At 60.6% G+C, this 23,688-nt stretch carries 20 protein-coding genes; 6 read left to right on the plus strand and 14 right to left on the minus strand.

Translation table 11 applies throughout. The features are described 5' to 3' along the window. Positions 1-27: 27 nt before the first annotated feature. From MOP44_RS15880 to MOP44_RS15905, 6 genes are all read right to left on the minus strand, one after another. Positions 28-1,341, minus strand: a complete 1,314-nt coding sequence (locus tag MOP44_RS15880) for an amidohydrolase family protein (protein WP_260791082.1) — start codon at positions 1,339-1,341, stop codon at positions 28-30. 46 nt (positions 1,342-1,387) lie between these two features. Then, positions 1,388-2,566, minus strand: coding sequence for an acyl-CoA dehydrogenase family protein (locus MOP44_RS15885; RefSeq protein WP_260791084.1), 1,179 nt, complete (start codon positions 2,564-2,566; stop codon positions 1,388-1,390). Positions 2,567-2,728: 162 nt separating this feature from the next. After that, complete coding sequence (locus MOP44_RS15890; RefSeq protein ID WP_260791086.1) at positions 2,729-3,799, minus strand: DNA topoisomerase IB; 1,071 nt, start codon at positions 3,797-3,799, stop codon at positions 2,729-2,731. A gap of 82 nt (positions 3,800-3,881) precedes the next feature. Beyond that, on the minus strand, positions 3,882-4,556 hold the full coding sequence (locus MOP44_RS15895) for an alpha/beta hydrolase family protein (protein ID WP_260791088.1): 675 nt from the start codon (positions 4,554-4,556) through the stop codon (positions 3,882-3,884). Positions 4,557-4,618: 62 nt separating this feature from the next. Beyond that, on the minus strand, positions 4,619-5,452 hold the full coding sequence (locus tag MOP44_RS15900; RefSeq protein WP_260791090.1) for an ABC transporter ATP-binding protein: 834 nt from the start codon (positions 5,450-5,452) through the stop codon (positions 4,619-4,621). Beyond that, a complete protein-coding gene (locus tag MOP44_RS15905; RefSeq protein WP_260791092.1) occupies positions 5,449-6,228 on the minus strand; it encodes an MlaE family ABC transporter permease in 780 nt (259 codons plus the stop codon). The genes MOP44_RS15900 and MOP44_RS15905 overlap by 4 nt, the downstream gene beginning before the upstream one ends. A 241-nt stretch (positions 6,229-6,469) precedes the next feature. Between MOP44_RS15905 and MOP44_RS15910 the strand changes: the two genes are divergently transcribed. Continuing rightward, complete coding sequence (locus MOP44_RS15910) at positions 6,470-8,773, plus strand: alpha,alpha-trehalose-phosphate synthase (UDP-forming) (protein ID WP_260791093.1); 2,304 nt, start codon at positions 6,470-6,472, stop codon at positions 8,771-8,773. 94 nt (positions 8,774-8,867) lie between these two features. Beyond that, positions 8,868-9,698, plus strand: a complete 831-nt coding sequence (locus tag MOP44_RS15915) for a trehalose-phosphatase (protein ID WP_260791095.1) — start codon at positions 8,868-8,870, stop codon at positions 9,696-9,698. A gap of 66 nt (positions 9,699-9,764) precedes the next feature. Here MOP44_RS15915 and MOP44_RS15920 read toward each other — a convergent pair whose 3' ends face one another. The 4 genes from MOP44_RS15920 to MOP44_RS15935 form a co-directional block, all read right to left on the minus strand. Next, on the minus strand, positions 9,765-11,204 hold the full coding sequence (locus MOP44_RS15920) for a sigma-54-dependent transcriptional regulator (RefSeq protein WP_260791097.1): 1,440 nt from the start codon (positions 11,202-11,204) through the stop codon (positions 9,765-9,767). After that, a complete protein-coding gene (locus MOP44_RS15925) occupies positions 11,197-14,097 on the minus strand; it encodes an ATP-binding protein (RefSeq protein WP_260791098.1) in 2,901 nt (966 codons plus the stop codon). The genes MOP44_RS15920 and MOP44_RS15925 overlap by 8 nt, the downstream gene beginning before the upstream one ends. A 273-nt stretch (positions 14,098-14,370) precedes the next feature. Next, complete coding sequence (gene araD, locus MOP44_RS15930) at positions 14,371-15,075, minus strand: L-ribulose-5-phosphate 4-epimerase AraD (protein WP_260791100.1); 705 nt, start codon at positions 15,073-15,075, stop codon at positions 14,371-14,373. A 45-nt stretch (positions 15,076-15,120) separates the two neighbouring features. Further along, positions 15,121-16,224, minus strand: a complete 1,104-nt coding sequence (locus MOP44_RS15935) for an AI-2E family transporter (RefSeq protein ID WP_260791102.1) — start codon at positions 16,222-16,224, stop codon at positions 15,121-15,123. Positions 16,225-16,394: 170 nt separating this feature from the next. Here MOP44_RS15935 and MOP44_RS15940 point away from each other — a divergent pair, with 170 nt between their 5' ends. The 4 genes from MOP44_RS15940 to MOP44_RS15955 all read left to right on the plus strand — a co-directional run bounded on the left by MOP44_RS15940 (position 16,395) and on the right by MOP44_RS15955 (position 19,908). Next, positions 16,395-16,943 carry an RNA polymerase sigma factor gene (locus tag MOP44_RS15940; RefSeq protein WP_260791104.1) on the plus strand — a complete coding sequence of 183 codons (549 nt, stop codon included), beginning with the start codon at positions 16,395-16,397 and terminating at the stop codon, positions 16,941-16,943. Continuing rightward, entirely contained in the window at positions 16,940-17,377 is a 438-nt protein-coding gene (locus tag MOP44_RS15945) for a hypothetical protein (protein ID WP_260791106.1), read from the plus strand. The genes MOP44_RS15940 and MOP44_RS15945 overlap by 4 nt, the downstream gene beginning before the upstream one ends. Before the next feature lie 116 nt (positions 17,378-17,493). Beyond that, positions 17,494-18,144 carry a Spy/CpxP family protein refolding chaperone gene (locus MOP44_RS15950; protein ID WP_260791108.1) on the plus strand — a complete coding sequence of 217 codons (651 nt, stop codon included), beginning with the start codon at positions 17,494-17,496 and terminating at the stop codon, positions 18,142-18,144. A 429-nt stretch (positions 18,145-18,573) separates the two neighbouring features. Further along, complete coding sequence (locus tag MOP44_RS15955; RefSeq protein ID WP_260791110.1) at positions 18,574-19,908, plus strand: flagellin N-terminal helical domain-containing protein; 1,335 nt, start codon at positions 18,574-18,576, stop codon at positions 19,906-19,908. A gap of 171 nt (positions 19,909-20,079) precedes the next feature. On the opposite strand, the gene MOP44_RS15960 is transcribed toward MOP44_RS15955, so the two are convergent. The 4 genes from MOP44_RS15960 to MOP44_RS15975 all read right to left on the minus strand — a co-directional run bounded on the left by MOP44_RS15960 (position 20,080) and on the right by MOP44_RS15975 (position 23,550). Then, positions 20,080-20,502: a hypothetical protein gene (locus MOP44_RS15960; RefSeq protein ID WP_260791112.1), complete on the minus strand. Its 423-nt coding sequence runs from the start codon at positions 20,500-20,502 to the stop codon at positions 20,080-20,082. Between the two features lie 105 nt (positions 20,503-20,607). Then, complete coding sequence (locus MOP44_RS15965) at positions 20,608-22,002, minus strand: NAD(P)(+) transhydrogenase (Re/Si-specific) subunit beta (protein ID WP_260791114.1); 1,395 nt, start codon at positions 22,000-22,002, stop codon at positions 20,608-20,610. Next, positions 21,999-22,331: an NAD(P) transhydrogenase subunit alpha gene (locus tag MOP44_RS15970; RefSeq protein WP_260791116.1), complete on the minus strand. Its 333-nt coding sequence runs from the start codon at positions 22,329-22,331 to the stop codon at positions 21,999-22,001. The genes MOP44_RS15965 and MOP44_RS15970 overlap by 4 nt, the downstream gene beginning before the upstream one ends. A gap of 70 nt (positions 22,332-22,401) precedes the next feature. Further along, positions 22,402-23,550, minus strand: a complete 1,149-nt coding sequence (locus tag MOP44_RS15975) for an NAD(P) transhydrogenase subunit alpha (protein ID WP_260791118.1) — start codon at positions 23,548-23,550, stop codon at positions 22,402-22,404. Positions 23,551-23,688: the final 138 nt, after the last annotated feature.

Genomic DNA, 23,688 nt, shown 5'->3' on the forward strand with positions numbered 1-23,688 from the left:
TTCGACAATCACCGCTTATTCTTTGCATCAGTCCTGCCGCGCCACCACTCCGCCCTTCATCACGAAGCTCACCCGCGTCGTCGCCGAGATATCTTCCAGCGGATTCCCCTTCACCGCGATCACGTCCGCCAGAAAGCCCGCGTTCAGTTCGCCAATCTGGCCTTCCCAGCCCAGCAGCTTTGCCCCGTTGATCATGTCGGCCTGGAGCACCGCCGCCGGCTTCATCCCATACTGAACCATCAGCTCCATCTCCCGGGCCTGCGTCCCATGAGGAAACGGGCCCACATCCGATCCAACAGCGAATTGAACGCCGGCGGCGAGCTGCTTCTTGAACTCGGCGATCTTGTAGTCCAGCATCTCGGCCTCGACCGCCGCCTGGTCCTGCGAGTCGCGGTGCTTGGCAAAGTACTCCATGATGGCGAACGTAGGCACCGCGAAGATGCCCTTCTGCTTCATCAGCCGGATGGTCTCGTCGCTCAACTGTGTCGCATGGTCAATGGACGCCACACCCGCCTGCGCCGCATAGAGCGTTCCCGGCTCGCCCATGGCGTGCACGGCCACAACGGTGCCCAGACGCTTCGCTTCCTTCACCGCCGCGGACAACTCTTCCGCCGTGTACTGGTAGCGCGTATGCAGCACTCCGCCGATCATCTGGTCCGGGCCGGTCTCATAGATCTTCGCGAAGTCCGACCCTTCCTTGTGCTGCTCGCGCATTACTTCAACGAGTTGCTCCGCATTATTCGCGTAGTCCGCATTCGACAGCACATGCTGCGCCGGGTTGTAGCGGTTCGCGTCCTCATGGCCGCCGAGAATATCGATGGCATTGCCGCTCACGCGCAGTCGTGGCCCCGGAATCATGCCCTGATCGATCGCGTTGCGGATCGAGCTGTCGGCCGAGCCCGCGCCTTCCGTGCCCATGTCGCGCTCGGCCGTAAAGCCGGCCATCAAGTCGGCCTTTGCTGCCTGCTCGGCCAGTATTACGCGCCAGGGCACCGACTCTTCAACGGTCTGCAGATCTTCCGCGCCCGGATGCAGGAACAGATGAATATGCGCGTCAATCAAGCCGGGCATCAGTGTCGCATCGCCCAGATCGATGATTTTCGCTCCCTGCGGATGGTCAACGGACTTGCCCACCGCACGAATGCGCTCGCCCTCGACGAGCACCTCACCCGGCGAGATCACGGTTCCGCCGCGCACATCCAACAGCCGCGCCGCATGCAGCACAACAGGCGTGCTCGCGGCCTGCTGCGACCGAGCGCCAATTGGAAGAAGGCCCAGAGAGAGGCCCACGCACACACTGGCACGGCCGAATAAAGCTATCCCATGAACAAGCTTTGGCATGGTACGACTATGCCGCACCTTGCCTCCCCTTGTCGATGGATTTGCCTCAGTACGCGCCGATGCCTGTCAGGTTGTGCCCCAGAATCAGCGTGTGGATATCATGCGTTCCCTCGTAAGTCTTCACCGACTCGAGGTTCATCATGTGCCGCATGATCGGATAGTCCTCCGTGATGCCATTCGCACCGAGAACATCACGGGCCATGCGGGCGCACTCGAGCGCCATCCACACGTTGTTCCGCTTGGCCATCGAGATATGCTCGTGCCCCACGGTTCCGGCATCCTTCATGCGGCCCACGTGCAGGCTCAGCAGCTGGCCCTTCGCGATCTCGTTGGCCATCCACACCAGCTTCTCCTGCACAAGCTGGTGTCCGGCGATCGGCATGTTATGGAATTGTTTCCTGGTCTTGGAATACTGCAACGCTGTGTCAAAGCACGACATCGCCGCGCCCAGCGCGCCCCAGCTGATTCCGTAGCGCGCCTGATTCAGGCACATCAGGGGACTCTTCAATCCGCCCGTACCTGGCAGCAGGTTCGCTTCGGGCACATGCACGTCCTGCAGCGACAGCCCGCTCGTCACCGAGGCCCGCAGCGACCACTTGCCATGTACGTCGTATGCCTTGAACCCTGGCCGGTCCGTCTCGACAAGGAACCCGCGCACGCGATCGTCCTCATCGTCCACCTTGGCCCAGATCACTGCTACATCAGAAATGTGCCCCGAGGTGATCCACAGCTTCTCGCCGTTCAGCACGTAGCCGTCGCCGGATTTGCGCGCCGTGGTCTTCATGCCGCCAGGGTTCGAGCCATACTCCGGCTCCGTCAGCCCAAAGCAGCCGAGCTTCTGTCCCGAAGCGAGTGCGGGCAGCCACGTGTTCTTCTGCTCATCGGAGCCGAACGTGTAAATCGGATACATTACCAGTGCCGACTGCACGCTCACAAAGCTGCGGAATCCGGAATCGCCGCGCTCCAGCTCCTGCATCACCAGACCGTACTCCACGTTCGACATCCCCGCGCAGCCGTAGCCATCGATGGTGGCGCCAAAGAACCCCAGCTCGCCCATCGTCTTCACCAGCTCGCGCGGGAACCGTCCTTCGCGGAAACACTGCTCGATGATGGGAACGAGGTTGTCCTCGACGAAGTCGCGCGCCGTCTTGCGCACCAGCAGTTCGTCCTCGCTGAAGGAGGAATCGAGATGAAGAAAATCAAAGCCGTGAAATTTGAATCCCATGTCGCACCTGCCGTTCTTGATCTGGGCCCAAACCAGCAAGAGTAGCACATGCGGGCGGACATAGAGGCAGAGCACGGGCTGGGGTAGTCCCTCAGCTGCAATTTGTTTTGAAAGGGCACGACTTTAGTTCCGTCGTAAATGCGTGGGATAGAAATGAGGGCTTCACGCCGCCAGCTTAGCTTTCTCCTCCAGCAGATGGAGCACATCCAGTTCTTCCTGTCGCAGCTCGTGCGGCGTCTTCGCCACCTCCGCCTTCACCTGGTCCTCGAAGGCCTTCACCATCGTGCCGCTCATGTAGCTCTCGATCACCCGGGGATGCACATAGCACTTGCGGCACACAGATGGCGTGTTTCCCAGCCGCTCTGCTACCGTCTTGATCGCTTCCACCACGTTCTTCTTCGTCTGCGCCTGGGTTTCGCTGGCCTCGAACTGCCGCAGCAGGGAACAGGCCAGCACCGTCCCGGCCCACGTGCGAAAGTCCTTCGCGGTGAAATCGTCTTCGGTGATGGCGCGCAGATAGTCGTTCACATCCGACGCATCGACTGACCGGTGATTGCCCTCCTCATCGATGTACTGGAACAGCTCGTAGCCCGGCACGTCCTGGCACTTCTTCACGATTCGGGCGAGCTGGCGGTCCTGCACATCAATCGAGTGCATCTTGCCGCTCTTGCCCTTGAACTTGAAGTGAACCTTCGACCCTTCGACATCCACGTGCTTGTTGCGCAGTGTGGTCAAGCCGTAGGACTGGTTCTCCTTGGCGTATTCCTCGTTGCCGATGCGGATGAATGTGGTCTCGAGCAGCCGGACGATAGTAGCTAGGACCTTCTCGCGCGGCAGCCCGGATAGCGCAAGATCGCGCTCAACCTGGTCGCGGATCTTCGGCAGCGCCGCCCCGAACAGCTTCATCCGTTCGTACTTGGTTTCATCGCGGACCTCGCGCCATCGCGGATGATACCGGCTCTGCTTGCGCCCGCGGGCATCACGGCCTGTGGCCTGTAAGTGGCCGTTCGCGGCCGGGCAGATCCACACGTCCGTCCAGGCCGGCGGAATGACCAGTGACTTGATGCGCCGCAGCGTATCTTCGTCTTTGATCCGCTTCCCGTCGGTGTCGAAATACTGGAAGGACTTGCCGCGTTTTTTGCGCGTGAATCCCGGCTTTGCGTCCGTTACGTAACGCAGCCCGGCCTGCCTGGAGCTCTGTATTGGGTCGGTTATGATCTCCAGCGTGGCCATGGTCCCCGGGGAAACTCGAATGCTCTGCACAGCTTGGATGCCTGGTGCGCACCTGTCGTCAGTTTCGCGCGACGGATTCTGCTCATCCTGCTTTGCGCAGCGCCTGGCCTCTGAAGAGATACCGGTCCAGGAAGTTCGCACAGTGCATCAGCAATTCCATCTGCGCTGCGCCGCTGAGCCAATGGGTCTGATGCGGGAAGATCTTCACCTCGTGGGTGATGTTCTTCTGTTCCAGGATGGCCTGCAGCTTGTATGCCTCAGCCACCGGCACAATATCGTCACGGTCGCCATGCAGAACCAGCGTGGGAGGCATGCTTTGGGTCATGCGGTCCTCCCATCCCAGCGGAACTCCGCCTGAGAGCTCGACCACCGCGCGAATGCGCTTGTCCTCGATGCCGAGTGCCACAGCCAGGTATCCGCCCAGAGAGATACCCAGAACGCCGATCCGGGTAGCCTCCACGCATGCGCGGTTGGCGACATAACTCACCGCGTCCTGGATCGCCGTCAGCCAGGCAATAAAGTGCCTGCCGTCAAGAATCTCGGCCATCGTCGCACGGCTGGTCGTCGTCTTTTCGAAGTAGTGCGGAGCATAAATCGCTACGCCCGCTTCCCGAAGAGTGGGAGCGAACCGCTCCATCCAATAGCTGGCGGCTCCGCCCGATCCATGCAGCACCAGAAGCGCGGAATGCGTACCATCCGGCTCGGGTTCGAATTGATCTATATGTATGTTGTGGGTCCCGCTAATGTATCGAGCCATAACATAAACAGATGCACCGTTGCCTGATAAGGCTGGAAGCACCGTCTCTAACGGCCGATTGGCTATTCCAGAAACTCGCGCACAAACGGATCTTCACTGTGAACAAGGTCGTGCAGCGAGCCATCGAAGAGGATCTTCCCGTCGTTCATCATCAGGAACGTGGTGTTCTGATCCGTTTCGCCCTCAGGCAGTTTCACCATCGCGCCTTTGTCCGAGTCGAACCGGTGCGTGCACATGGTGAATGCGTCCTGCAGCCGATGCGTCACCATGATTGACGGCGTTCTGTAGAAGTCCCTCTGCTTCACGATCAGTTCGATAATCGTTGTCGACGTGACCGGGTCCAGCCCTCCCGTCGGGGAATCGTACAACAGCAGTTCCGGCTGCCGGATCAGTGCCCTCGCGATGGCTACGCGCCTGCGCATACCGCCTGAGAGGCTGCCTGGGAAAAGCGAAAAGGTCTGTTCCAGTCCTACGAACCGCAAAGCCTCGAGGACCCGGCTGTCGATCTCTTCGTCGGGCACCTCTTCCTGGATTAACTGGTACGCCACATTGTCGCGGACCGTCAGCGAATCAAACAGCGCACCCTCCTGGAAGACCATACCCGTGCGCAGGCGCAGCGGAAACAGGTCGCGCTCCCGCAGTTGCGAGATGTCATTGCCCAATAGGACAACCTGACCGGAATCCGGGCATATCAACCCGTTGGCGGTCTTCAGCAGCACGCTTTTTCCAACGCCTGCGGGACCCAGCAGGACGCGCGTTTCCCGAGGGCCAACGGCGAAACTCACCCCATCCAGCACGTCTGGCCCGTTAAACGAGATGTGCACATCACGAAACTCCACGACCGGCTGCGCAGCCGCTTCGTCCTGGTGCATCGCCACTGCGGGAGCTTCGTTCATCGGCTGAAGATGGACACCATCAGGGTACTGATGAGCAGGTCGACGAAGATGATGAGGACGGATGCGAACACGACGGCCTTGATGGTCGATTGACCTACGCCCTGTGTTCCGCCGGTTGTCCGCATCCCGTAGAAGCATCCGATCGAAGCAATGATGAAACCGAAGCAGAGAGGCTTGACGAGGCCCTGTAGAACATCGCCAAAAGCGAGGAACTGGTAGGCCTGCGAGAAATACTGCCCACCGTTCTGGTGATTCATGAACACCGTCACCGCGGCGCCCCCGAGAATGCCGCAGAAATCCGCCACAATCGTCAGGAAGAACAGCATTACGATCGTTGCGTACACGCGGGGCGTCACCAGCTTGCGCATCGGGTCCACGCCGAGCGCGCGCATCGCATCAATCTGTTCCGTCACTACCATCGAGCCCAGTTCGCTGGCCATTGAGGAAGCGTTGCGCCCCGATACCATGATGCCCGTCAGCACCGCGCCCAGCTCGCGGATCATTGACAGGCTCACGAACCGGCCCGTTACCGCCGTTGCGCCGAACGCTGCCAGCGTCGCCGCCGATTGCACTGCGAGAACGCCGCCGGTGAAAAATCCCGCAAACAAGACAATCATCGTGGAACCGACGCCAATGATGTCTGCCTGCAGAATGAAATCGGACCAGTAAACGGGCGCGCTGAATAGATTAAGAACAGCCCGAAGCGAGAACAGGGTGTAATCCTGAACCGTGAGTACGAATTGTTTGGCGGTTCTATCGATCCTGTCTAGCGCCATCGAATCCCGTTCGTTTGCGGAACACGGCCGCTCGGCTCGGCGCGCTGCTCTCCACGACAGGATAGCGCATCTCGTCCGCTCGCCCTACACTGTTGGCAGGTCCTTCGCGTGGACGATTCTCCCGCAGCTTGAGACAAGTAACTGATCTAGCTGCCCGTTTTCAGCATCTTACTATCTGGCCCACAACGCGCGAACAGGTGATGTGTAGGCGTTCGTGCCCAAAAGTACGGAGGTATAGGGGATGCGCCATTTCCGCATGAGGTTGATTCTCGCTCTGATCGTGGGGATCACTCTGCTTTCTCTGGCCTCCACCTATTTCGAGGTTCTCGCCCGCAAGCATGCACTGCGCAGCGAGTTGGAGCGCCGCACTGGATGGCTCGGCACCAGTCTTCAGCCCTACATGGAAGAGGCTCTCGCGACCGGCGCCACGCCGCAGATCGCGGCGGTTGCGCAGGAACTGCGCCGTCACGAGGAATCCATCGGCCTCGCGATCTACGACACGAAGGGCAATCTCCAGGTCTTCGACGGACCGGAAGCCCTCATACGGAGCCTTCCTCCGGAGGCCGTTCGCAAAACCATAAAAGAGGGCGCAAACTCGAGCCAGTTCGGCCGCACCGGCGATCAGTACTGGCTGCAGGAAGCGATCCCGCTTCACGTCAACGGTCAGCCAGCCGGCGCTCTGGTTGTACTAGAGGATGCCGGATACATTCGGCACGAAGCCTCGGCCGTATGGCAGCAGACATTTTTGCGCATTTGCGCGTCTGTAATTCTCATTGTGGGCGTCACGGTTTTAATGATCCGCTGGTTTCTCATGCGGCCCATCACCAGGCTCGCCGAGCGGCTCCGCCTTCTTCGCATGGGCAATCCCGAACACGGGATTCTTGATGAAGTCGACGACCTGAGCCTGTTCACGCCGATCGCGCGCGAAGTCGAAAACATTACAGAAAGCTTGATGGAAGCCCGCGCCGCCGCGGCTGCCGAAGCACGCTTGCGCGAAGCCGGCGAGAACCTCTGGACTGCCGAGCGCCTGACCGTCCACGTGCGCCAGCACGCCGGCTCTGGCCAAATCTTCGTCGTGTCCAATCGCGAGCCCTACATGCACGTGCGCCAGGGCAAGGAGACTGTCTGCATGGTCCCGCCCAGCGGCCTGGTGACTGCCATCGAGCCGGTCCTGCGCGCGTGCGACGGCGTGTGGGTAGCGCAGGGAAGTGGCAGTGAAGATCGCCTGTTTGTGGACAGTCATGACCGCCTCCGCGTTCCGCCCGACGATCCCAAGTACACGCTGCGCCGCGTCTGGCTCTCGGCCGAAGAGGAGTCGGGCTACTACGACGGATTCGCGAATGAAGGCCTCTGGCCGCTCTGCCACATCGCGCATACGCGCCCCATCTTCCGCGCCTCGGACTGGGAGTGCTATCAGACCGTCAACCGCAAATTTGCGCACGCCCTGCTGCATGAGATGGAGGACACAGAGGAGCCCATCGTCTTTGTGCAGGACTATCACTTCGCGCTGCTGCCGCGCATGATCAAGGCGGTTCGGCCCGATGCCCGCGTGGCCATCTTCTGGCATATTCCGTGGCCAAATCCTGAAGCCTTCGGCATCTGCCCGTGGCAAGCGGAGCTTCTCGACGGCCTGCTCGGCGCTGATCTCATCGGCTTCCACATTCCGCTTCATTGCAACAACTTCCTCGACACGGTGGATCGCGTGCTCGAGTCGCGTACAGATCGCGAGCACATGGCTGCGCGACGCCGTGGGCACACCACTATCATTCGGCCGTATCCCGTCAGCGTAGCCATTGATCCCACTGGCACCGATCGTGCCGCCTGGAGCCGCACCAGCGACGAGTTGCTGCGCGAGTTCCACATTAAGGCCGACAAAATCGTGCTCGGTGTGGACCGCATGGACTACACCAAGGGCATTGTCGAGCGGCTCCAGGCTTTCGAGCGCCTGCTGGAAGACCACCCGTGGCACCGCGAACGCGTCACCATGGTGCAAATTGCCGCTCCCAGCCGCACGCGTATCCCCAGCTATGCCGATCTGCGCCGCCGGGTCGAAGCTACGGTGGAACAGATCAACACTCGATTCGAGACGCCTGACTGGCGCCCCGTTCTGCTCATAGAGCGGCAATGCAGCCACGAAGAAGTTTCTGACTGGTACCGCGCCGCCGACATCTGCCTGGTGACATCACTGCACGATGGCATGAATCTTGTAGCGAAGGAATACCTCGCAGCTCGCGACGATGAAGACGGCGTGCTTGTGCTGAGCAAGTTCACGGGCGCCGCAGTCGAGCTGCGCGATTCCCTCATCGTCAACCCGTACGACATCGACGGAGTCGCCGATGCAATCCATCGCGGCCTCGAGATGAATGCTACCGACCGCCGGCTTCGCATGCAGCGCATGCGGCGGCATGTTATGGAGCATAACGTATACCGCTGGGCGGCTACCGTTCTCGGTGACCTCCGCGAACTGCGCATCGAGACCCCGGACGTCCGGCAGGAAACCATGGTGTTGCAAAGGGCTGAAAGCGCCCAGCGCAAGCGCGCCTAGATCTAGCTAGAAACAACGTGGGAGCCCGCCCGCCGGCGGATCCTTCGCTAAGGAAAGTAGAACCCCAATGGATATTTTCCAAGAGGCGAAACCAGTGACTGAAGAAGCCACCAAGACGCTGCAGAACTATTTCGCGACTTTCACCCCGGGAACCCGGCCCCTTCTCCTCCTCGATTACGACGGCACGCTCGCGCCGTTCCGTGTCGATCGCTCCAAGGCCCGTCCTTACACCGGCGTACGCGAAGCCATAGCCAAGATCATCCACCAGGGCCAGACGCGCCTGGTCATCATCACCGGCCGTCCCGCTCGCGAGATTGGACCGCTGCTGCGCGGCTTTCCGCCTATCATTGATCAACCCATCGAGGTCTGGGGATTGCACGGCTCCGAACGTCTGCACGCCGACGGCCGCCGCGAGCTCGAGGAAGCTCCGCCCGCCACGCAGCGCCGCCTGGACGAACTCCGCGAATATCTGCGCCACAACAATCTGGGCGGCGAATTCGAAGACAAGCCCAATGCCGCTGTGATGCACTGGCGCGGCGCCTCACCGCGCACCGCCAAGTTCATTGAGATGCGCACGCGCGAGCTGTTCGAGCCCATCTCGCGCCTTGACGGGCTGATGCTCCTGCAATTCGAGGGTGGCCTCGAGTTGCGCGTCGGTCGCGACAAGGGCGCTGCAATTCGCACTCTGGTAGGTGAGATGCCGGCGGGAACGCCCGTTGCGTACGTTGGTGACGATGTGACGGACGAGGCGGCTTTCATAGCGCTCAATCAAATCCCTGCGCCGCACCTGAGTGTGCTCATGCGCGGTGAGCCGCGCGAAACCGCAGCGAATCTGTGGCTGCGCCCTCCGTCAGGTCTGCGAGGTTTCTTGAAGAGGTGGTACAAGGCGCTTCAGAACGAAGGCCGGCGCAAGAAGGTGGCGTGAAAAGACAGTGAGTAGTGATCAGTGGATAGTGGATCTATGAACCACTGATCACCGCTCACCGCCTTTCTACTCTCGCCCGCGCTTCCGAATCTCGATGTTTAGCCGCTTAATCTTCTGATTCAACGTCGACAGCGGGATGCGGAACTGCTCTGCTGCGTCGGTCTGATTCCAGTTGCAGCGTTCCAGTTTCTCCACGATGATGCGGCGTTCGATGTCTTCGAGGATGTCGAACAGTGAGGCATTCGGGTTGTGTTCCAGTAGCGCATCCTGGAAGCTCCGGCCCGTGATGTGTCCCGGCAGCAGGTCGCTCCCGATCATCGGTCCCGACGACAGCACCACGCCGCGCTCGATGCAGTTCTCGAGCTCGCGCACATTGCCTGGCCACTCGTAATCCATCAGCGCCCGCATGGCATCGGTCGAGAGTTTCCGCGGCGGCAGTCCGTTCTCATTGCAGTAGAACTCGAGGAAATGCTGCACCAGCGGTGGAATATCCTCGCGACGCGCCCGCAGCGGCGGCAGATCCACCGTGATCACGTTGAGGCGGTAGAACAGATCCTCGCGGAACCGCCCATCGCGCACGGCCTGCCTCAGGTCCACATTGGTGGCTGCAATAATGCGCACGTCCACCTGGATCTCCTGGATACCGCCCAGGTGCATGAAACGCCGGTCCTGCAGCACGCGCAGGATTTTCGCCTGCGTGTCCATTCCCATCGTCGCAATCTCGTCGAGGAACAGCGTGCCGCCGTTCGCGACTTCGAACAGGCCCTTCTTTGATGCGATAGCCGAGGTGAATGCGCCCTTCACGTGCCCGAACAGCGTCGATTCCAGCAACTCCGAGGGCATCGCGCCTGTGTTGATCGGAACGAACGGCTTGTCTTTACGCGGCGAATTCGCATGAATCGCCTTCGCGATCAGCTCCTTGCCTGTGCCGCTCTCGCCCTGAATCAGAACCGTGGACCGGCTCGGCGCCACCTGTGCCACCAGGTCGAACATCCGCAGCATCGTCTCGCTCTTGCCCACGATGTTGGTGAAGTTATAGCGCTGCTTCAGCGTGCGCTTGAGTTGCAGATTCTCTTCTTCGGCCTTGTGGCGCGCGATCGCCGATCGCATATCGGCCAACAGCTTTTCATTGTCCCACGGCTTCTGGACGAAATTCTCCGCGCCCGCGCGGATCGCCTCTACCACGTTATCCACCGTACCGTAGGCGGTAATCATGATCACGGGAGTCTCGGGCTGCCGGTCCTTGATCATCGGAAGCAGTTCAAGGCCGCTCTTGCCGGGGAGCGCGAGGTCAAGCAGCACCAGGTCGAAGTTCTCCAACTCCAGGATGCGCAAACCCTGCTCGCCATCCGCGGCCATCTTGACCGAATAGCCTTCGAGCGTCAGCAGCACCTCCAGCGAATCGCGGATGCCCGCCTCGTCGTCAATTACCAGGATGCTTGCGATAGTGGTGTTGCCATTCGACGTCGTCGCCGAAACGTTCAAAGGAAGATCGACTTCAGGCATGGACTGAATTCCTTAAAAGGGGAAACTCAAGGTGAAAAGTGGTGCCGGCGCCAATGGCGCTCTCCACATGGATTTTGCCTGCGTGCTCCTGGATGATTCCGTAGGACACGCTCAGTCCCAGCCCCGTGCCGCGCTTGCCGCCCGGAGCCGGTATCGTCTTGGTCGTAAAGAACGGATCGTAAATGCGCTTCATGTGTTCCGGTGAGATACCCGATCCGGAGTCGCTCACCACCGCTTCCACGTGGCCGTTCACCAGCGTGGTCACGCGCAGGTTGCCGCCGCTCGGCATCGCTTCCTTTGCGTTCAAAAGCAGATTCAGAAATACCTGTTGCAGCTTGCCCGCATTGCCGTGAATCGGCGGCAAGTCCGGGGTCAGTTCCATATCAACGTGGATCTGCGCGGTCTTGAACTGGTGTTCCAGCAGCGACAGCGTGTCGCGGATCACCTGGTTCAGATTCGTCGCCTTCATCTCGGTCGTGGAGGTCCGGGAGAAGTTGAGGAGTCCGTTCGCGATCTCGGCCGCTCTGAAGCTCTGCTGCGTAATCTTTTCGAGCACGGGGCTCAGTCGCGCATCGCCGCGCAGTTGCTTGGCAAGCATCTGCGCGTAGCTTGAAATTACCGCCAGCGGTGTATTGATCTCGTGCGCCACGCCCGCAGCCAGCAAGCCGATCGAGCTCAGCTTGTCAGCCTGCGCGAGCTGTCCTTCAAGCGTCACGCGCTCAGTGATGTCATCCACGAGCACGATGCGGCCCACCGGCACAAACTCGCGCGAGAGCAGCGGCGCTACGGCAATGTTCGCGGTGCGCTGCTCGCCGGCCCGCGTGATCAGCCTGAACTTGTAGAGGTTGTGCACGCCCGCTTCATTCTTGAATGAGTCCAGCGCATCACAGACCTCCGCGGGAAATACGGAACGAAGCACCTGACCGAGCACCTCACCGCGGCTCAGCGCATACATGGCTTCCATCTGCGCGTTCCAGCTCTCGATCCGGTCATTCAGGTCGACCGCCAGGATGCCTACGTTGATGGATTCGACGATATTCTCGTTGAATTCCTTCAGCCGCTCGAACTCAGTAATCTTCGCTTCAAGCCGCGAGTACAGGCTGGCGTTCTGCAGTGCGATCCCGATATACCCGGCCAGCGACTCGAGCAATTCCACGTCCTCGCTGGAGAGGAAGTCGCCCCCTACCGTGCGGCCCAATCCGATCACCGCAATCGTCCGCGTTGCCGATCCGTCCTGCACCCTGCATGGCAGATAGTAGTTCAGGTCAAGCAATGCGGCCGTCTGGCGCTGCCCCTCAGGCAGATGCAGTGCCTGCTGCGCGTTCTCAAGGAAGATGTGAGAGTGGTCCTGGTTCTGGTCGAAGTCCAGGAACCCAAGCTCCAGCCCGGCCAATCCCGCGCCATCCTGCAATGCGCGAACCTCGGATTGCAGACCGTGGCTCGCAGCCAGGCGCAGCCGGCCGTTCTCGCCAGCCAGGAACATGGCCACGCGAGACACCAGAAGCGTGCGCGGCAGCCGCTCCACGATTGATTCCAGCAGCGCCTTCAGGTCTGTCTCGGAACTCAGCCCGCGGCCGAACTCGATGAGGGTCTTGCGATAGTCATATTTATGGCGGTCGAACACTCGGTCGACCCAGCTCTGGATGCGCCGCTTCAATGGCTCAAAGAACGCTGCAACGAGAAGAATGGCAATGCCGCCGCCCCAGTCGCGGAACGACTCAGGCAGATTCTTGTGTGCCAGATCTGCCACCAAGGCAAGGATTCCAAAGTATCCGCCGAGGATCAGGCCCGTCGCCAGCGTGTACGCCACGCCGCGCTTGAAGATCAGGTCCGTATCCATCAGCCGATAGCGGACGATGGCCCAGCTAAACGTCAGCGGAAGGAAGATCAGCGAGAGTCCGGCGAGCTTGGTGAGGATTGCTGGGATGCGCAGGTCGAAGAGGAATGGGATCGCGCTCAGCAGAGTGAACGGCAGCACTGCGAGCAAAGTGCCGCGGGTAAGCCACTTCAACTGCTGGCGCAGCAGGGGAGTGTTCGCGCGGGCGTAGCTGCGCAGGAATAGGGCAGTCGCGACCAGGTAGAAGAAGGCGTCGTATGCCACTCCCGCCTGGTTCAGCCGGTGCATCAGCAGCCCGGTGGCCTGCCAGCGGGTGAAGGCACAAATCCACAAGCCCAGCAGCACGATTCCCGGAGCGTAGATAACGGGTAGCAGCCAACGCCGTGGCAGGCTGCGCAGGCGCTCTTCGGGGAATGTCAGCGCAAAATGCAGAAACAGAGCCGGTTGCAGCGATTCGGCCAGGACGTTACACCAGAACACGGCCCAATCAACCGCATCCAGCTTTCCGGTATACTTCAGCGAGTAAAGTGCAAACGATACAAGACAGAAGAGATAGAAGTGCGTTGCGCGCGGAGCAGTCCAGCGCCGGAACAGCACATACATGCCGATGGCGAGGTAGATCAGGCCGATCACCCGCAAGGCTTGCGCCAGGCTGCGATCAACCGGCTCCGGTACCACCGGGATGGGCGTATCGAGCTTAATGCCGTCGCGCGTGATGGAATAGCGCGCCGTGCCGTAGACGCCCGTCCGGTAAAGTTCCCGCACCTGGTCCGACAGGCGGTGCACCGGAACATCATTTACTTCAGTCAATAGATCGTTTGTTTTGAGACCGTATCTGTCGCCCGGGCCGCCCGGCAGAACCTTGTCCGCGATGAGGCCGGCACCGTTCGCCGCCTCCGACCACCATACGCCGTCATCCGGCTGCTGATTCCGGACCTCGGTGTCCTGCATCAGGTTCCACGCCGCAAGCAGCACCAGCCCCACCGTCATAATGGCGAGGAGCGTGGCTTGCAGGCGGTTCGATAGGTTGGTCTCCATAGCGGGGTGCCTGATCAAGAATTCCTTATGCACGTACCTTGCCACGCGGCAGGGGCCCGGGAGTGTGGTCGAGGAACTCCGTCCACATTGCTGAGAACATTCACGATATGGACGTACTGGGCCCGGTTAAGTCAGCCAATTTCGCGCACAAGCGGCGAAATAATGCAGAAATATGGAACCAGTATACAGAAAGATGAAAGCAGCTATGGTATTCGATAGTGCTTTACAAAACAATCGCTTACGGTAGTTTCCTCGACGGTTTTCCAGATTTCGTAGACGCTCAGAGAGTAACTATTTCTGTCCATAGGTGGCCTTCGGACCGTGCTTGCGCAAATAATGATGCTGTCCCACGTAAGCAGGCAGCCCCGCTTCGGCCGCGCCAAGAAGCACGCTCCGGAACGCCAGCCGCGCGATGTATTCCAGCACGTCCGCATGCTCCACCGCTTCCATGGGCGACTTGCCCCAGGCGAACGGTGCATGACCGGCCACCAGCACGCCAGGCAGAGCAACCGGGTCTAGCCCGCCTTCTTTGAAGCGCCGGGCGATCACCGCGCCGGTGTTCCGCACATAGGCTTCGTTCACCTCGGCCTCGGTCAGGGGATCGGTGACGGGAACGGGCCCGTGGAAGTAGTCCGCGTGGGTGGTTCCGAGGAAGGGAATCGGCCGGCAGGCCTGCGCCCAGGCGGTCGCGAACTCGGAATGCGTATGCACCACGCCGCCAATCTGCGGGAACTCCCGGTAGAGGAGCGTGTGAGTGTCGAGGTCGCTGGAAGGCCGAAGACTACCCTCCTTAATCCTTCCATCCAGATCGGTGATGACCAGGTCTTCGGGCTTCATCGTGGCGTAGTCCACGCCGCTCGGCTTGATGACCACAAGCGGCTCCTGACCGGAGCGATCGATACCGCTGACATTGCCAAAGGTGTGGGGTGCCAGGCCGCGACGGGCGATCTCCTGGTTGGCCTTAAGAACCTCTTCGCGAAGCGTGGGAAGGAGCATGAGAAAGCCTCTGTAGAAAGCGTTTTCTCTCCCAGCCTATCACCGTCAAACGGTGACTGGCCGCTCCACCTTCGTCACGGTCTCGACTGGCACCTCCGGCCCCAGCCAGACTACGAAGAGCTCGTATCCCACCGAAAGAACCACGGCCCCCACGAACATCCCGATAATGTTCATCGCCACGAAACCGCCCAACACGCCGAGGAACACTACGAGCATAGGCACTTTGCTGCCTCGCCCCAGCAGGATTGGCTTGAGTACGTTGTCGATCAGTCCCACCACAACGGCCCAGCCCAGATAAATCACCGCCGCAGTTGTAGATTTGACGGCAAACACGAAGATGACGGATGGGAGGAGCACCAGCATGCCCACCTGCAACACCGACGCAATCAGGAACAGTACCGCCCAGAGTCCAGCGCCGGGAAGTCCGACCAGCCAGAAGCCGAGACTTGCCAGTAAGGTCTGGATCACCGCCACGCCGACAATCCCGTTGGTGACGCTCCGCACGGTCGAGCCTACAAGGAGCTTCATGTCGTTGCCGCGAACGCCAAAAATCCGGGCAAAGAGCCGGTCGGCAAACTGCACGGCAACTTGGTTCTTCGCTATCAAAAATCCAGCCAGCACGATGCCTATTAGCAACTGCACCAGCGTTCCGCCTATGCCGGCGGTTGCCGAGACTACCGCCGGAACCCTGCTCTTGATCTCTGGCGAGTACCGGTTCAGTGCTTCGGGCAAATTGGTGGAAAGCAGCGTCTGCAACTCTTCCAGCTTGTGTCCTACTACCGGCACTTTCAGCAAGGCGGTTGGCATGGGAATGTCCACGTGACCTGACTTGATCTGTTTTGTCAGTGTGCCCACCCCATCGGCCAGTGTTCCGGCTAGCAGCACGGCGGGCACGATGAGCACTGCCATCATCACCAGGGTACAGAGCACCGCCGCCAGCGTATTGCGGCCGCCCATCCAGCGCGCCAACATTCGATAGCTGGGAAAGACCGCAATTCCGATGATGATTCCGGCAACGATGATCTTGAGGAATGGCAGCAGCAAGATGTAGCAACTGACCGCCATTGCCGCAATCAAGCAAAGACGGAGGAAGACCTCCCGAGCCTGGGCAAAGCGTTCGTTTTGGTCGAGGAGCAAGCGGGTGGTCATGGGCGAACCCTCCGTCGAATGAAGGTACCCCTCAGCAGACCAGCAGGGGGCGCTCAGTGCGACTGCCAAAATTGCTAGCGTTGAGCCGCAGCCCCATCGAATTGAAGTGCACTGTAAACTCGCTGGCAGGCCCGCCGTCTACCAGAGTGATGGCAGCCGGGATTCTACCAATGTCGATGGAAACGGCCCAGGAGATCGCCTCCGAGGATTTCTCGCAGGTCGTCACCTCGCATCGTCAGCAGATCTTCAGGTTTCTGCTAGCCTCCACGCGCGACGTGGATCTGGCCGAAACCCTGACGCAGGAGTGCTTTCTCAAGGCGCATCGCAATTGGGCAGGGTTTCGCGGCGAGTCCAGCGTGCTGACGTGGTTGATGCGCATCGCCATCAACCTGCAGAAGGACCACTGGCGTAACCGGCGGCTGCAGTTCTGGCGGACCACCCGCACTAATGCGGTGGACGTGGACGAGGCCAGCGAGTGGCTGCCCAGCGGGGAGAGCTCCCCTGAGCAGCAGGTGCTCGCGCGGGAGCGGGTGAAAGGCGTTTGGCTGGCAGTGGAGAAGTTGAGCGGACGGCAGAGGTCCGTATTCCTTCTGCGGTTCGTGGAAGAGATGGAGATCGCCGAGATAGCGGCGGCGACGGGCCTCAGCGAGGGAACCGTAAAGGCGCACCTGTCGCGCGCTACGGCGAGGGTTAGGGAGCAGTTGGGAGGACGGAAATGACGGAGCAGACGAACCAGGTTAACCCGGTAGATACGGATATTGACGATCCCGTGCTGCGCTCGGCGCTTGGAGACTTTCGCGCTAGCCTACATGCCTGGAGCGATGCCGCCTACAACCGTCCCCGTCCGGCCCTGTCTTCAGCTCCGCAGGCGATTGCCTGGCGCCGCGCCATCGGGTGGGTTCTGAGCCTGATCTTGTCGTTCGGCATTCTGGGGACCGCGGCTTATGAGCGCCATCACAGCCAGATCATTGCCCAGGAAAGACAGCATCAGCAGGATCTTGAGCGGCAGCGGCTGGCAGACGAACAGCGCGCCCGGGAGAGCGCGGCGGCCACGGACACAGAGGACCTGATGGCGGCGGTAGACAGCGCTGTTTCCCGCCAGGTGCCGGCGGCCATGGCGCCGCTGGCGCTCACGGCAGACGAAATCCAGTAGCAAACAACGGCAGTAAAGGTCTGGATCCCCTGGGAACGGGGCTGGGGATTCTTTGTACTCAGCAGGTTAGATCGCACACGAAGAACAAGAACCATTCAGGATCGAGGAGAGAGGAAATGAAGGCACACAACCTAATACAGACAGCATTGTTGATCGCGGCCTTGGCTGCAGGCGGACTCCAAGCGGTGGCGCAGGCACCGGACGCGGCACCGGGCTCCGGCTTTGGCGAGCACCGGCCGCCGATGGAGCGCGCGCTTGGCGCCCACGGGCCGCACGGCCGATGGTGGAATGATCCGCAGGTGATCGAAAAGCTGAACCTGACCGATGACCAGCGCAAATCGATGGACGACATTCTCCAGCAGAATCGCGATGGGCTCATCGATAAGCGCGCCGGCGTGGAAAAAGCTGAAGGCGCTTTGGAGCCACTGATAAGCGCGGATCAGCCCAACGAGTCGGCGATCCTCGCGCAGATTGACAAGGTGGCGCAGGCCCGGGCGGAGCTCGAAAAGGCCAACGCGCGCTTCCTGCTGGCACTGCGCGCCAAGCTCTCGCCGGACCAGTGGAAGCAACTGCAGGCGATTCGGAGCGAACGGCATCGCGGCCCCGGCCCGGCCGGTACACGCGGCTGGCGGAGGGGTGGTCCGGGCCCCGGCGGCCCTGGTGCGGGACCGGCAGGATCTCCCCCACCTCCCGGAGGGCCGGAGCCGCAAAGCTTTCTAAATGAGCTGCCTGCCCCCGGCCAGCCGGCCATTACGGACGCGTTTTAGAGCGTGGTACATCTGCTCGCCGGATTTTGCATCACATGGTATAGGCAGAGAGCAAAATACGGTTGAAGCCAAAAACCGGTGGCGGCGGGATTCAATCTCGCCGCCGTTTTTTATGTGCGGGCAAAGACGGAAACCAAGTCTGCGGGCCAGTGTGCGAAACCTGCACACTAACTGACTTGAATCGGCACAGCGAGTGGCCGGGATTGAGACACCCCTTGACTCGGCTTGAAACACATCTGTTCTAACGCTGGACAAAGTGTCTCAAAAAGAATCTTCACTCCATGACTAAAGTTATTCCGGCTCGCTCCGATGAAAGGGGTGGATGCAGCAAAGCCCAAGGCGCTCAAGAAATCGCCGGCGGGTGCGGCAGGATCGACCGGAACTGGTCAGACCGCCGGCGAAGCGAGCATCAAAAAGGAGTGAGCTTCCATGGCCCTCGGTGTATTGAACAACCTGTCAGCGATCTATGCTGAGCACAATCTGAACAACACGAATACGAGCCTGCAGAGCGTTCTCCAGCAGCTCTCTTCGGGTTCCAGGATTAACTCGGGCGCAGACGACGCCGCCGGCCTTTCTCTCGTGAACGGCCTGGGGGCGAACGCCAAGGCGCTCACCCAATCGGCTACCAACGCTACGGAAGGCGTGGGCCTTCTCCAGGTGGCCGACGGAGCGCTCTCGCAGGTGACCAACCTGCTGAATCGCGCCATCACTCTCGCGACCGAAGCTTCCAACGGCACGCTGAACGCCTCGCAGGCAGCGGCGGCCGATCAGGAATACCAGTCGATCCTGTCGGAGATCAACAACATCGGTTCCACTACGACTTACAACCAGAACCAGGTCTTCACGGGGTCGACGGTCAACATCTATACGGGAGACTCGTCGAGCACGGGCGCTTCAATCGACAGCCTTTACTTCGCACAGCTCAGTTCCACTTCGATGGGCGACGCCAACGGCACCATCTCTTACGGTTCCGGCCAAAGCACCTTCGTGGATCTGACCGCCAGCGGAGCTGGCGCCAACGCCCAGACCACCGACTCCATCACGGCCGGGAGCACCATCACGTTCACGATTCTTCAGGCCAACGGCACCACGGTCACAAAGAGCGTTTCGACTGGTGGCACCACCCCCTACAGCAACACCGTTGGTGGCATGATCCAGGCCATCAACAACGCGGGGCTGGGCGTGACGGCGACATTCACAACGCGCGCTGCGGCCGGCGTGGTCGGCGGTACCGGAACCGATACGGGCATCCAGATCTCCGGCACTTTTGTAGGCTCAGGTACAGGTCCCACCGCAGCCGGATATCACGTCGGTGTCGATAACAGTACCGGAACCACGATGAAAGACACGCAGGCCGGCGTCGCTCAAGGTGCCGCGCAGAACTCGGTCAATGGCGGATTGAGCAGCGGCATCGCTACTCTCAGCTACACTGCCGCGGCGGGCGGCTCGACGAGCCTCGCCGGTACCAAGCTCACCACGACGGCATTTGCTCAAGGCGCTTTGTCGCTCCTCAATGCCGCAGTCTCTTCGGTCGCATCGCAGGACGGCTACATCGGCGCGCAGATCAACACGCTGAACGCCATCAGCCAGGTCATGAGCACGCAGCAGGAGAACATTGTCTCGGCGCAGAACGCCATCCAGGCCACCGACTATGCCTCCGCGACTTCAGCAATGTCGAAGTACCAGATTCTGAGCCAGACGGGCATTGCAGCGCTGGCCCAGGCCAACAGCATGCAGCAGGAAGTGACCAAGCTTTTGCAGTAATCAAGCAGTACTGAAGCACTTTCGAGAAAACCCAGGGACAGGGCGGCGGCAAGCACAGCTTGCCGCCTATTTTGTTGGAAAGGGCAGGGAGTCGGGGATAGGGAGAAGTGGATAGGAACTGCATAGGCCCAGAGGGGAGAGTTGCGACTCCCTCTTCCCTAATGCATGTCCTTACTCAATTTTGTCGCACTGATCGCGGTAGCACCACTGTGTCGGAGTGCGGCCAGCGGGTCCGCCAAAGCGAACCTTCAGTGGATCGTCGGAGCCGATGCCGTAGGAGATCACGTGCCGTCCACCCTTGGAGGCTGGTTCGTCGAAAGATCTAACCTCTGCCCGCACGTTGCCATCGCTTGCTTGCCGGAAAAGCGCCAGAATGTCGTCCTCGGACATGTTGGCGCGGAGTTGGCCAATCAGGCTGTCATATGGCGTGGGATCAGGATGGCGGTTTAGTGGCCGCCATGACAGGTAGACCGAGAGACACGCAGCGACTGTTGCAGTAACGAACAAGGCGATCCAGACAATCCGCTTGCGGTTTGTGCCTTCTTCGAGCTCGTCGACGCTGCGAGCAGCTCCCTCAGTTTTCCCCGGAAACATACGTCAGCCTCGGCGTGCACCCGTTCTTCAAGGATTTTCCTGTGGGTAGGAAGCTAACACATCCAACCAACCGGCACAACGTTATTTAGGTTTGCCCCATGCGGCCTAAACGTGCTGCACCGCCTGTGCCAGGTGGGTCAGGCTCGATTTGGCATCTCCGTAGAGCATGGAAGTGCACGACTTGAAGAACAGCGGATTCTCGAGGCCCGAGAAGCCGCGCCCCTGCCCGCGTTTCAACACGATTACGCTTCGAGCGCGATCCACCTCAAGGATCGGCATGCCCGCGATCAGCGACTTCGGATTGTCGCGTGCGTCGGGATTCACCACATCGTTTGCGCCGATCACCACTGCAACATCAGTCGATGGAAATTCCGGGTTGATTTGCTCCATCTCATACAAAGCCGAATAGGGCACATTCGCTTCGGCAAGCAGCACATTCATGTGTCCCGGCATGCGTCCCGCTACTGGATGAATCGCATACTTGACCGTCACGCCGCGCTCCTCAAGCATGTCGGCCAGCTCACGCACCGCGTGCTGGGCCTGCGCAGTTGCCAAACCATACCCGGGAACGAAGATGACGCGGCTGGCAAACGCCAACTGCATGGCCGCGTCGTCCAGCGAGATCTCGCGCATCACGCCGCCGGCGGAATGTGTTTCCTCCGCGATCACCGAGCCGAACCCGCCGAACAGCACATTGGTGATAGACCGGTTCATCGCTTTGCACATCAGCACTGACAGAATGAATCCCGAGAAGCCGTCGAGCGTGCCGGCGATGATGAGCACGTTGTTTCCGAGCACAAATCCTGTTGCCGCCGCCGCGAGGCCAGCATAGGAATTCAACAGCGACATCACGACAGGCATATCCGCCGAGCCGATCGGAATCACCAGCATCACACCAAACAGGAACGCAATGCCGAGCATGCTGTAAAACACCGCGCTTGCTTCAGGATTGAACCAGAAGTAGAAGAAGCATCCTGCCATCGCAGCCGCGGTCGCGAGGTTCACGATGTTCTGCCCCTTGAACTGGATCGGTCTGCCCGGAACAATGCCCTGCAGCTTGCCCGCCGCAATCAGCGAACCCGTCGTTGTGAGCGCGCCCAGGATGATTTCGAATCCGAGTGCGCCACGCTTCACCGGGCCAAGCTCGTTGATGTTCACCAGGAACTCGCCAATACCGACCAGCGCCGCCGCCAGCGCGCCGAACGCGTGTGAAAGCGCGGTTCGCTGCGGCATCGCCGTCATCGGCACAGATACAGCCATCCACGCGCCGATGATGGATCCGAGGCTTAGACCGGCGATGATCCACGTCCATGAGATGATGTGCCCGCCAATGAGCGTTCCCACTACCGCGGCAAACATGCCGCCTTCCGCAAGGAACATCCCTCGCCGCGCGGTGTCAGGGTGCGACATCATCTTCAGCGAAAGGATGAAGAGAATCGACGCGATCAGGTACGTCGCTTCCATGAAATACATCGAAGGAGAGTAGGTGGCGAAATTCACTTCGCTTCCTCCTTCTTCGCGGCCGCCGCGCGGTTCTTGAACATCTTCAGCATGCGATCCGTAATGCCGAAGCCGCCCACCACGTTGATGGTGGCGGTAGTCACGGCCACGAAGCCCAGAATGTGCGCAGGCAGCGGATAGCCCTTTGATCCCGCCAGCACCAGCGAGCCGATCAGCGAAATGCCCGAGATGGCATTCGTGGCCGACATCAACGGCGTGTGCAGCAGGGGGGGCACGCGGCTGATGACCTGGTAGCCAAGAAACGCCGCCAGCGCGAACACGTATACGGAAGCGATCAATACAGCGGGACTGAAGACATTCGCATTCATCAGAAATCTCTCTGGTCGAACTTGATTGGCCTGTAGCGGTTACATTCGGGTGCTGCGCGATGGCTGATGGCTACGAGCTACTGGCTATCGGCTCCAGCAATTTCGCAACTCTCGGATTAACTGGCTTGCCCTGGTGCGCCACACACGCCCCGGCCAAAACTTCATCCGTCAGGTCGATCGCCAGCTCGCCCTTCTTCACAATGAGCCCGAGGAAGTTGAGTACATTGCGCGCGTAGAGCTTGCTCGCATCGACTGGGACCTCGGCCGGCAGGTTCAGAGGCGCCAGCAGCGTGACTCCATTGATCTGCTGCGTGACTCCGGGCTTGGTGAGCTCGCAGTTGCCCCCCGCGGGAGCAGCCAGGTCCACCAGCACCGCACCCGGCCGCATCGCTTCCACGGCCTCGCGTCGGATGAGCCGCGGTGCCGGCCGTCCCGGCACTTGCGCGGTGCTTACGATCACGTCGGAGTGAGCCGCGGTCTTCGTAATGAGGTCCCGTCCGCGATCGAGAGCCTCCTCGGTCAGCTCTGCCGCATATCCGCCGCCGCCCTCGGTATTGATTCCTCCCAGGTCGACGTCGAGGAACTTTGCCCCCAACGATCGCACCTGTTCACCTGCTGCAGCGCGCACGTCATACGCTTCGACGACCGCGCCCAGTCTGCGCGCCGTAGCGATGGCCTGCAGCCCCGCCACGCCCGCGCCGATCACGAACACCTTGGCGGGCGGAACCGTTCCCGCCGCCGTCATCAGCATGGGAAAGAGGCGCGGCAGCCGGTCGGCCGCCATCACGATGGCCTTGTATCCAGCTACCGTGGCCATCGATGAGAGGGCGTCCATCGACTGCGCGCGCGTGATGCGCGGAACCAGTTCCATGCTGAACAGCGTCGCGCCGCGCTCGATCGCAGCCTGCAGAGCCGAGGACGCGTCGAGCGGCTTCAGGAAGCCGATCACCACGGCGCCTGCTTTCAAGCGAGCCTGGTCGGCGGGGTCAAGCGCATTCACCCCTGGCAACACATCGGCGCTGGCCAGCAGGTCGGCCCGATTCGTCGTAATAGTGGCGCCTGCTTCGGCATAGTCCGCATCCCGGGCGCCCGCTGCCGCGCCCGCACCCGCTTCAACCGAAATATCGATCCCCTGAGCTTTCAGTCCCTTAAGACTCTCAGGCAAGAGAGCGACACGCGACTCGCCGGGAGACGTCTCCTTCAAGATCCCTAGTAACACGGGTGGCCTCCACAATGGACCAGGAAATGAGGAATGAACAGACAGTTACCACTAGTTGCGGGCAATGTCCATGTTGATTACTCGAAATTATTGAGCACAGTGGGTCTGGAATTGTGTGACATCGGTCACCGCAGGACG

This window comes from Occallatibacter riparius (assembly GCF_025264625.1).
Classification (GTDB): Bacteria; Acidobacteriota; Terriglobia; order Terriglobales; family Acidobacteriaceae; genus Telmatobacter; species Telmatobacter riparius.